The 11,706-nt window shown below is 46.9% G+C and carries 3 protein-coding genes; all 3 read right to left on the bottom strand.

The annotated features are described in order from the left end of the window. Positions 1 to 27: 27 nt before the first annotated feature. From HGO23_RS07120 to HGO23_RS07110, 3 genes are read right to left on the bottom strand one after another with little or no spacing between them, the layout of a single operon-like run. Positions 28 to 1,572 (bottom strand): serine hydrolase domain-containing protein, encoded by a 1,545-nt coding sequence (locus tag HGO23_RS07120; protein ID WP_244967914.1) that lies wholly within the window; start codon positions 1,570 to 1,572, stop codon positions 28 to 30. Further along, the gene (locus HGO23_RS07115) at positions 1,565 to 8,299 is read right to left on the bottom strand and encodes a type I polyketide synthase (RefSeq protein WP_244967913.1); all 6,735 of its coding nucleotides are present in this window, start codon (positions 8,297 to 8,299) and stop codon (positions 1,565 to 1,567) included. The genes HGO23_RS07120 and HGO23_RS07115 overlap by 8 nt, the downstream gene beginning before the upstream one ends. After that, positions 8,296 to 11,706 carry an AMP-binding protein gene (locus tag HGO23_RS07110; RefSeq protein WP_209028412.1) on the bottom strand — a complete coding sequence of 1,137 codons (3,411 nt, stop codon included), beginning with the start codon at positions 11,704 to 11,706 and terminating at the stop codon, positions 8,296 to 8,298. Before HGO23_RS07110 ends, HGO23_RS07115 begins: the two co-directional genes overlap by 4 nt.

Here is an 11,706-nt window from a genome sequence, read left to right as displayed (position 1 = left end):
TTAACTGAATATTTGCCACTGGATTTTTTACTGACTGGATTTCATGGTGAGGAAAAAGAACAGGTTGATGGTGTTGGCAAAGAAAATCAGCCCTGCCGCCGCAACAGGCAAACTTAAAGGGCCCCAAACCAACAGGTTTGACCAACTCCATCCCAATAACAACGGAGGGGTAATCATAAGCATGGATATCAGCAATATATTCAGTGCAATAAACACCATGAAGAAGGGTTTACCGATACCTTTTATTTCCCTTTTGCTTTTCTTTTTCCTTTTGTAGAAAAGCATCAGTAAGCACAGCACGCCACCTAACCAGAAAATGGCCGCCATCACTGTAGAGATCCGATCATTCATATCAATGGGAAACTGCTCTGGCAGGACTTTTGCGGAAGCACCGCGCAAGTATTCGAATATGGACTGTCCGAGTTCAATGACTTGAGGGCTGTTACTGTTCCCCAGTAAAGCAAGCCCGACTCCGACTTGCGGATCAAAAGCGACGTAAGCAGTAGCATTGGGGTTTTGTCCCAGATGACTCCAATACGTTGTTTGATCGGTTTCAACATCCCAACCGTAAGCATATCCCTGCTTACCGCTGCCCGCATAAGGGCGTTGGGCCAGCTCCAGCGCAGCATACAGTTCGGCTAGTGAAGACGTTACCCATTCCCGTAACGGTAATTGATGTAGCAAAAACTGCAACCAAATAAGCATATCCTGTTGAGTACTCTGAACATAACCGGCAGGGGTATTTTGTAAGTAACGTGGTGCATCATAAGGCAGTGCAACTGTAAAACTGATTTTATATCCCTGGATCAACAGCGGTTCGGTTTTTTCTGCCGAGACACGGCTCTCTACCGTTGTGTTTCTCATCCCTAAAGGGAGAAAGATTTTTTCCCTTAATAAGGCCGCGAATGGTTTCCCGGCTGCCCGCTCCGCCACTAAACCCAGCAAGCTGTAATTCAATGTAGCGTATTCTTCCTTGGTTGCCACAGGATAGGCCAGAGGAACATTTTTTAGCAGTGACGGCAGATGGGTTAAGGCATCGGGAGAAGTATCAGGTTGCAGCAGATCAAGCGTAGTTTTTGCAATGCCACTGGTGTGAAATAACAGATCATGAATTCGGATAGCGGAGTAACCCATTTCAGGATGCTCCGCTAACTCAGGAAGCCAGCGCGTAATCAAATCTTGCCGGTTAAGTACCCCTTCACGTTCAAGCAAGGCAATCAACAAGCCGGTGAAGGCCTTGGAGGTGGAAGCCAGTTCAAATATTCCCTTTTCTGCTTTACCCAGACGCAAAGAAACTGCCTGACCATTAACAACAATACTCAATCCGGCTGTAGGAACCTGCTTCACATCCCAACGACGATATAACCCACTGATAACCTGTACCAGCTTCATCTGTTGTTCCAGACCGCGTTTTACTTTGTCGTGTTCTGCGTCCCCAATGATTTCTAGATTAACTGGATTTATATCATCTTGTATCACATCAATCGTATTAGCCGATGTGCCCGGTATCCATGCAACAAGCCAAATGACGATAAAAAAAAATTTACTACGGACACGTATGGAATTAATCATGAGTTCCGCCCTCTTGTCCTGACGCAGTTCCACGTAATTTACGACGAGCCTGCAACGAACGCCGTTTATCCCCAAGCCCTGCTTGAGGCATTTGTACTTCTTTTTCAACGAACAATTTTTCAACGAACAGTTTTTCAACGGGCTGTTTCTCAACAGATGGTGCTTTTATGGATGGTTCTTGCGTGGATGGCAATGGAGCCAGTTCTTTGCTCAATTCGCGTAAAGAAGCGGCCTTAAACAACAATGCTACGGGAATCTCCCGTTCAAGGCGCTGCTCCAACTTTTTGGCAAATTGGATCAGATCCAGAGAAGTTGCCCCCAAGGTGAAGAAACTGGCATCTACATCTAAACCCACAATCCCTAAAAAGCTTTCCAGCATAGAACGCATCGCTTGCAGTAAATCTTCTGTATTAGCGTCTTTCAACGATGTCTCAGTTTCATCACTGTGGATATCTGCTGTATTCGGTGTCGAGCCGGTACTGAACAACATCTGCTGAGTATGTTGTTGTTTCTCCAGAACAGTACCAACAGGAAGTTTAGAAACCGCAATATAGGGCAATGAGGTTTGCTGAACCAATACTGCCATTGCCATAGCAATCTGCGTGCCTTCCACATTGGACAAGCCTTCCGCCTGCAACTTCTCAACAAAACTGAGCGTCTTATCCCGTTCTTCCATAGCAATGACAATCTTGCCAATGTGTTTTCCCTGAGCCATATACTGAAATGCTTCAGAAACCTCTTTCACGGGATAAATCTTCGTCGGTAAAGGCCTGAGAATTTCCTGCCCGAACAGTGTCGTGACTTCATTCCACGCCTCCTGATAAGCGGGATGCTCTGCACCTGCCTGTACTGCATGGAAGCTGCCACCTTCGGCAAAAATCGACAGCCCTAATTGCCAGTTTTGCAGAATATCCCGCAATCCCAGTTCAAGGAATCGGCCTTGTGGTGCTAACAGGGAGACGCTTTCTTCCAGCAATTCTCCTGCCAGTGCATTAAGGATCACATCAAAAGGCCGTTCTCCCAATGCATGACGGAAAACATTGCCGAATTCCCGTGTTCTGGAATTCGCCGCCCCTTTCGCCCCCATACTTAACAGTAACTGGCGTTTCTCTTCACTACCTGCTGTAGCCCATACTTCGGCTCCCAGATATAAGGCTATTTGCACAGCGGCCATACCAACTCCACCCGCTGCTGAGTGGATCAGAATACGTTGCCCCTTTTTCAAATTGGCGGCATGTTTCAGTGCGATCCAGGCGGTAGTGAAAGCAACAGGAATACCGGCAGCTTGTTGGAAACCTAATGTTTGCGGAATAGTTGCGACTACATGCTGTGGCATTACAGCATGTTCAGCCAGACAACTGTGGCCGGCACACATCACCCGATCGCCAACACGGAATTTTGTGACTTCCTGACCAACACGGGTAACAATACCGGCTGCCTCCTGACCAAAAGTCATCGTAGGATCAACAGGAGCCGGCAGTACACCAAGTGCAATTAATACATCTTTGAAATTAACGCCTGCCGCTTTGACCTGAATTTCGACATCCTGCCGCCCCAGATGCTTACGCGCCTCAAGCTGTGAAATAAAGGTGAAACTTGCTCTGTCTGAACCCTGGTTATCCAACCGCATGACTTGGTGTAATTGTGATGGCTCTGGCTGGTTTGCCAATGCTGTAGCTGCATCGACCAGTAACAGATCATTGATTGCTACCAGTAATTCCCCCGCTTCTGAGTAAATATCTACCTGTAACAATCTGCTGGTGCCAACTTGCTGTATCTGAACATGGCTTTTTACGCGATAACACATTGGCGCAAACTGGGTAAAACTGCCGATGGAAACCGGCGCAAATTGCCTATCTTCATCTTCTGGAGAGGTAATCAGCGTCGCAGTATCTAATAGCGCAACGTGCAAGCCGGAAGTTTCTACCTCCCTTTGATAAACAGCGGGAAGCTGCAACTGGTTCAGCACTTCGTTTGGGGCAGTTTGATCGACGGAAATAATATTTTGCCAACGAGAGCCAAAAGTCAGTGCTGCCTTCGGGCTGACTCCGATATTATTTCTGGCACGGAACAGGTTCTGAATAATTCGGGTTGGTAACGATTTATCAGATGGTATGGTTTGGCGGTGACAGGAAATGACTTTACCGCTGGCATGTTTAATCCACGTTTTATGGGAAAATTCACCATTACCTGAAAAAATTTCAAAATAATCCGAGTCATCTGCAAAAACTACGGCGACATCAAGATTAACTCTGTCAACCACAGTCAACGGCCTTTCAATCGTGATCCCCTGTAATGAAAAACCATCCTGCATTTCAGTACGTAACTCACTTACAGCACGATGAACCAGAACAACCATCCCCATCGCAGGCATCACTGTGGTTGATGTATCAAGCCGATGTTCATCAAGCCACCAGTCATTTTTAGCATCTAATTGATAACGCCATATGCTGCTATTTTGAACGGAGTCAGTCTCTTTACGATTCGCACTATTCTGCATAGCCTGATCCAACTGCTGTGCTGAACGTGTTGCCATGCCGGATTCTGCCCAGTCATCCCACGCAATCGCCAGCGCTTTTCCCCCTTTGCTACGCATTTGTTCTGCGTAAGATTCCATACAGGCGTTAGCAGCAACATAAGCAATCTGCCCCACTTTCTCTTTTGGCAATAAGTTACCCAGACTGGAGAACAATAACAGTGCGGGATCTCCTAACCGATGCAGGTTATCGCAAAGGAAACGGGTTCCGGTCACTTTGGGAGCCAGAGTTGCAATGGATTCTGTTTCAGAACGCATTTGCAACATAGCGCCTTCTCCCCGTCCGGCGGTATGGAAGATATAATCAATTCCCACACCACGCGCAGCCAACTGAAATACGGGAGCAAATGCTTTTTCAAGAGTTTGCTCATTCCCCAAATCAGCATGTATAAACTCTACCCGACTGCCTTTCGCTTCCAGTTGTAAGGCCCACTGCAACAGCTCGGTATGGGTACTGTTATTATTAATCTCTGCCTGCCAAGCCTGTTTTTTCGGCAACGGCTGGCGCACCAGCAATAACAAATTACAGTGATAAACACGCGTTAAATATTCAGCAATCGCAGCACCCATGCCGCCGTTGGCTCCGGTAATCAATACCCAACTATTGCGGCTGATGTCCGGCAGAACCTGGGACAAAGTCCGTTTTTGCACACGTGAAGTTACCCTGCGATGGAAAAAACGATATTCTCCAGAATCACCTTCACCCGAATTATCCTGCCGGAAACAATAGAATTGCCCTCCTTGCCACGCTTGTTCTCTCCACGGCTGCAATCCACGGGCAATGGTTTTTGCGGCTGATTGTTTAAAATCGATACAAACCGTGGAGATATAGGAATATTCTTCCGGCAGGATCAACAATGGCCCCAGAAGTTGATGCTTTTCAGCGTTCAGTGTCTCTGTACCATCCCAGGCCACCATCTGTGTCGTCGGGAAGAACAGTCTTATTTTCGGAACTGGATTCAGGGTTGCACTCCATCTTGCCAGAGCCGTAGGTAACCAGAACGCCCATAACTGAGCCTGTTGAGCACTTAAATCATCCAACAATCCCGTGAAGATCACATCTATTTCTGTGGATAGCTTTACTTTTTGTTGCATCAGCCAATCTGATAATAAGGTGTAGATATGAGAAAAATCGGTGTGGGAAGCGTTAATGTCGGCAAGAGTGATTTCACTGAGCTTTGATTCATTATCATTTAGCGCTAACAACTCAACCAGATCCCGCTCCCTTGCTGTTATTTTCTGACAAATGATCCATGTCATTGGTGCTACTGCCCGCGTATGCTCACTGCCTGACAGCGAAATATTGACTCTCTCCCAGTCGAAACCGTAATAATTTGAACCGAAAAACAGTGATGAGAGTGTTGGTGTTTCTTCGGTTGCTTTTGCAGCGATATTCAACTGGGCAACAGGCTGTTGCAGCAAACAAATTTCTCGTTCAAAGGCATGACCGGGCAAATGGATTTTTTTATCAGTAACCGCATAATTTTGTTGCCGAATCTTTGACCATGCAATGTTGCCCCCATTCATCCAAACCCTGGCAATAAACTGCAATGTTGATTTAACTTCTTGAGTCGCGCCTCGCATTCCTAAGGTCGGTATCATCCTTTCCATATTCAGTTGCAGCCACTTACGTGTGTGTTGCAACAAATCAATGCCTGTGCCAATTTGCGCAAAAAGTGACGCAGGGTGATCTTGCCCTATCTGTTTCAGCGCTGAACCAAATTGTACTGGAGATAACATCTGCTTGACCCAGTATTGCGGGTTGCTCATCTCGTCTGCCGAGATTTTCCGTCCCAACGCAGTGGAGTAGATAGCACACTGTGCAGGTTGCAGATGATAATTTTTCAGCAATTCACCAAACGCTTTGGCGGCAGGTTCAACCATCGGTGTGTGAAATGCATGAGATACCGCCACGCGTTTAAAAACAAATCCCTGCTGTGTTAACCATGCTTCTGCCTCTGCAACTAATCCTTCCTCAGTTGCTAATGTCCATGTTTTTGGGCTGAGTTCCGATATACACCATAATGTTTCAGGAAATGATCCGGCAGTTGAATAACCTTCCGGCTCTTTTTTGCCTGCTCTCTGGCTAACCGCAAAGACTGCTCCTTTGGGCATCGCGTCCATCAGCTTTGCCCGGGCGATCACGAGTTCCATCCCCTCTTCAAGGCTAAACACCCCCGCAACGGCTGCCGCAGCAAATTCTCCCAGACTAAATCCACACAATGCGGTCGGTCGGCAGCCAATTTGCTGTAACCAAACGCCTAATGCTACCTGTAAAGCATATAAAATAGGCTGGAGATAATAAGTTGACAGCTTTTCAGGTTGTTTGATCCATTCGATGATGGTTTCTCTGTGAATCGCTGTGCCTTTATCCACAGATAACAATTCAGCGGCTATATTCAGTAATCCCAGATAGATATCCCCGAATTCTGGATAAGCTGCTGCAAGGTGTAGGCCCATTTCTGGCGATTGCGAGCCCTGTCCCGGAAATAACCAAACCTGCTGTTCCGTCGCTGAAAAAGTGCTATTCCCCGAAAAACCATTCATCAAAGAACTATCTATCAAAAAACTATCTATCAACGACCAATCATCAAGCTGTTGTTTCCAGTCATCGCTATTTGCAGTTACAAAAGCAGCTCTGCTTGGGTAAGTAGCGCGATTCTCCTGTAATTGATAGGCAATGGCTGGTAAGTCTGATGATTCTGTCTGAACAACCGTTTTTTTCTGAACAACACTAAGATGATTCGAATAGGCTTCCGTTAACTTTGCCAGTGCTAAAGGTGAATGAGCTGAAAGAGGCAATATTTGTATTGGTACGCTGTTTTCCGTGAGTTCCGCTTCTGCTTCTTTGCAAGTCTCGTCACGAACAATTTCCGGCGGCTGCTCAAGTAATACATGAACATTAGTTCCACCAATGCCGAAAGAACTGACACCGGCACGCCGAATTGTCTGCTGCTCCGGCCACTCCGTCGCTTTGGTCGGTATCCAGAAAGGTGTTCGTTCCAACTCCAGATGTGGGTTTGGTCGATTAAAATGCAGAGAAGGCGGAATGATCCCAAAGCGGACACTTAAAGCGGCTTTGATAAGCCCCGCGATACCCGCTGCGGCATCCAAATGCCCCATATTGGATTTAACACTGCCTACCGCGCAACGGAATTGATTAATTTCCTCTGCGGACAACAACTCCTGAGCGACTCTGTTTAATGCCTGAATTTCAATGGGATCACCCAATACAGTGGCAGTACCATGCGCTTCAATCATTCCGAGGCTTGAAAACGGAATATCTGCCAGCCGATAGACCTGTGCAATCACCTCTGCTTGTCCCTGAACGCTGGGAGCTTCAAAACTAACTTTCCGGTCACCGTCATTGTTCATACCCGATTCGACGATAACTGCATGAATGGGATCGCCGTCCGCGATTGCCTCTTCCAATAGTTTCAGCAATACCACTGCCACCCCGTTACCATTTACCGTTCCTTTTCCATCTTCAGCAAAGGTTTTGCAATGTCCATCAGGCGATAAAATCATGCCATCCTGATGCAAATATCCACCCGCTACAGGATCAGTAATGCAGGCACCTCCGGCCAACGCCAGCGTACATTCTCCCGCCAGCAACGCTTTACAGGCCAAATGTACGGCAGATAATGATGTCGAACAGGCTGTCTGCACATGTACGGCTGGCCCATTCAATTTCATGCGGTAAGCGATTTGCGCCGCAAACGAAGCCGGATCGTTATAATTTCCGATATCGAACATTTCTGAGGTATCCTGACTGGCTCCGGTAAATTGCCCAAATCGGGTCAGATTCAATGTGGAACCAATGAAAACACCTGCATTTAGCATTGCATCTCCGGGAGTCATTCCTGCATCAAGGAAAGCATTGAAACTGACTTCATGCAGCACCCGAAGCTGTGGGTCCATCTTCCGTGCTTCCCGTTGCGAATAGCCGAAAAAGCGATAATCAAAGCATTCAGTATCTTCAAGGGCGGCTTTGGCTGGCACATAATTGGGTTGGTCAATAACCTCCTGCGGGATGCCAATAGCCAAAAGCTCTTCGCGAGAAAAGAACGATACCAATTCCCGCCCTGCCAGCAAGTTTTGCCAAAAACGCTGCCAATCCGGGCTATGGGGAAACCGACAGGAAATGCCAATAATCGCAATTTCATTACCGGTATATTCACGCTTCATCATGCTGAACTTCCTTTTGCTTTACGCCGCCGATCCGCCATCCTGTTTTTACCGGATCGGGCCGACGACAAAATGGATTCTTGGGATAACTGTTTGCGGTGATCAGTGCGGATCGTTTCGGCATTTTCTGCGCATTCGGATGATAAGTGGCGCTGTTTTATCCAGTCGGCAAAAGAGGCAATAGTGGGATACTCAAATAAGATGGCGATCCCAATGTCCTGCCTGAATGCCTGCTGCATCTGGGATTGCAATGCAATGATCTTAAGCGAATCCCCGCCCGCATCGAAGAAATTCACATCTCTGGCAATAACCTGAGTTCCCAGAACTTCATTCCAGACGGCCTGAACCTGAATCTCTACTGGATCGGTTAACGGTGCATGATGTTCGCCCGCTTGCTTTTGTTGCCATTCAACCGCCAGTGCCTGAAGCCATTTACGATCAATTTTGCCTGTAATAGTGCGCTCAAGACCTTCCACCACCACAATAAGTGCAGGATTCCACGATTCAGGGAAGTGCTGACGGATATGTTCTCTTACACGGGGAACCAGTGTTGCGGGTGATTCTGCGCTCTCAATAAAGAGTTGCCATTGGCGCTTTCCTGCCTGCACTGCGGGCAACAAATAACAGGCTGTTACCTGTTCCAGCTTTTCGACAGTCAGTTCCAATTCTCGTGGTTCGATGCGAACACCATTCACTTTCATCTGATCATCAATCCGACCCAGATAGCGAAAACCAGAGTTACAAGAAAAAACTACCGCATCCCCTGTGCGATAAAAAGATTTAATCAGGTTCGGGTAGTCAGTCATGCCTTTGGCTTGGACAAAATATTTGGCTGACTCAACCGGATTGGTCGTGTAACCATGAGCAACAGCAAGTCCGCCAACCCACAACTCACCACGAATGCCTGCGGGCAATGGCTTACCAAACACATCCGCACAGTAGGCAACCACATTTTGAATTGGCCAGCCAATGGCGACATCCGCAACCAAAGATTGCTCAGCCGTAAGGCAATCTACTGTCGCCTCACTCGGCCCGTAATGATTTCTGACCGCATAACCCTGCTGTAATAAATGGTCTTTGAGATGTTTCGACAACTCCTCGCCACCGAATATCCATAAGCGCATGGAGGGAAAGAAAGGGGCATCTTGAATAAGTTGCGCAATGGCTCCCGGAATAAAGTTGATTAAGGTAACAGATTCATTTTGCACCAGTTCGATAAAGGATTGCCTTTCCAGCAAAACATGAGGGTCTGGATAGATCAGCGTCGCTCCGACGACAAAGCTGGCAAACAGATCTTCCACACTCGGATCGAAATTCAGATCGGTCAATCCGAGCACCCTATCTGCGGATGTCAGGCCTACTTCTTGTACAAACCAATCCAGCAGATTTGCCACTGATTCGTTACGGATGGAGATCCCTTTCGGTTTGCCTGTCGTTCCTGAGGTGAAAATGAAGTAAAATTCATCTTCAGGTTGACGATTACGATACAGTACGGGGGCTGCTGTGTTATTCGGGGGTACGGCATTTAACGATTCAACATCCAGCAACAAATAACGTCCTCTGTCACTACTGAATTCCTCGTTCAGAACCGAATTATTTAAAGATGAATTAAATAAGGCTGAATCACATAAAGCTGAGTCACATAAAACCATACTGCAATTGGCCAACTCCAGCAGGGTCTTTTTACGTTGTAAGGGGTCTTTCGGGTTGAGATAAAAGTAACTTCCGCCGCTGAACAGAATGGCCAATATTGCCTGAGTGGATAACAGCCCTTTCTCCAGATGAACCGCAACACGATCCCCCGGCATAAAACCAGCTTCCCGCAGGTGTTGCTGTAAGATCCCCACCCCCCGTAACAATTCGATATTACGGATGCGGTTCCGATGGTCAATCAAACTGATTTCCTGTGGGAATTCATCGAATCGATGATAAATGCAAGATAGCAATTCGTTGATATCAGGGTATTGCTCTTTTAATTTCCCTGCTACCAGAGAGATCTCCTGCAAACCATCCTTTTTTTCTTCTTCGGGATTACTTGAACCAAGAGTGAATACTCTCTCTTCAATCGGGCTATTTGCAGTATGTTTGAGCAGATCCGCCGCCAGCGATTCGAACGCATTAAATACCATCGTGACGGCAGCAGGGTCCCCTTGATAACTTTCTCCTGCACTTAACTCAACGTGCCAATGTTCAATGCCAGCAACGGTTAATGTCAAACCAAAGTGCGTTGCCTCTTCACTGTGTAGCTCTGTCAGAAATATGCCGCGGCGGCTGTCCTGTAACGTAGTATCAATAGGATAATTATCGAAAACAACAATAGAGTCATAAAGATCATCACGTATTCCCGTCTCTTCCCGAATAAGAAGCGGGGGTGTTTTTTCATGTTGCTGAACCTGCTGCAATACCTGAAAAATTGTGCGCAGTGCAACATCCAGACCCCATTTGCCATCCAGCATCAAAATCAGTGGCACGGTATTGGTAAATAGCCCCAACGGCTGGTAATCACCATCTTGCGTCAATGCCTCGCCTCTGCCAGAAAATGTACAGCCAAATGCAACCGTTTTTTGAAAAGTCAGTTTGGATAATGTCAATGCCCAGCATAGATAAATGAAACTTGCCGGAGTTACCCCAACACGACGGCATAACGCCTCTATCGCCGCCTTGCGCTCCTCACTCCATACACTACTTGTTGCTATTCTTACGTTGGCATCGTGCTTAATTGCCGGATATTCAGAAGTACGAAACAAGGGTTCCGCTAATAGTTTGGTCGTCGCAGCATCTTTTCCACCGGGCAATTGTTGTAATGTGTGTTGCCAATATTTACGGCTGGCTGCCTGTTCTTCCTCACTTAATCCCCGCCAAAGTTGCTGTGCATACAAACGCGCCGTCAAAGGCATGATTTTTTGCTTACGCAATCCTTGCAACCATAAGGAAATCAGTAACGAACTACTCCAACCATCCATCAAAATATGATGAAAGGAGAACGCGATATTTAATGTTTCTGCGTCAATATCGTGGAAGGCCGCAATACGAAACACTTCTTTATTAAGTGCGAATGGCGTTGTTTTCGATTGGGCCAGCCAGTCAAGACAATGTTGTCTGATGGATAACGTAGACTGCCCGGAATCAATACGGACATATTCCAGTGGAATGCGTGGCAATGCGTATATTATCTGGTGAGGAACCCGAATACCCTGCCAGATAAATACTGATCGCAAGGCGGGTTGTGATTGTTGTATCTGATGCCACACGTTGAAAATTTCTTCTTTTTCAACATCCGCTTGTAGCCTGAATACCACACCAATATGGTAAGCACTGTTGCCATCTTTTAAAGCGTGAAACAACAATCCATTCGCTTGTGGCGTCGCCTGTAGCAACTCTTCAATGGGATTATGCCTGAACACTGCCAT

The organism is Xenorhabdus budapestensis, from assembly GCF_017743015.1.
Taxonomy (GTDB): Bacteria; Pseudomonadota; Gammaproteobacteria; order Enterobacterales; family Enterobacteriaceae; genus Xenorhabdus; species Xenorhabdus budapestensis.
The sequence above is the reverse complement of the archived record's forward strand: the minus strand, read 5'-3'. Positions and strand labels throughout refer to the sequence as shown.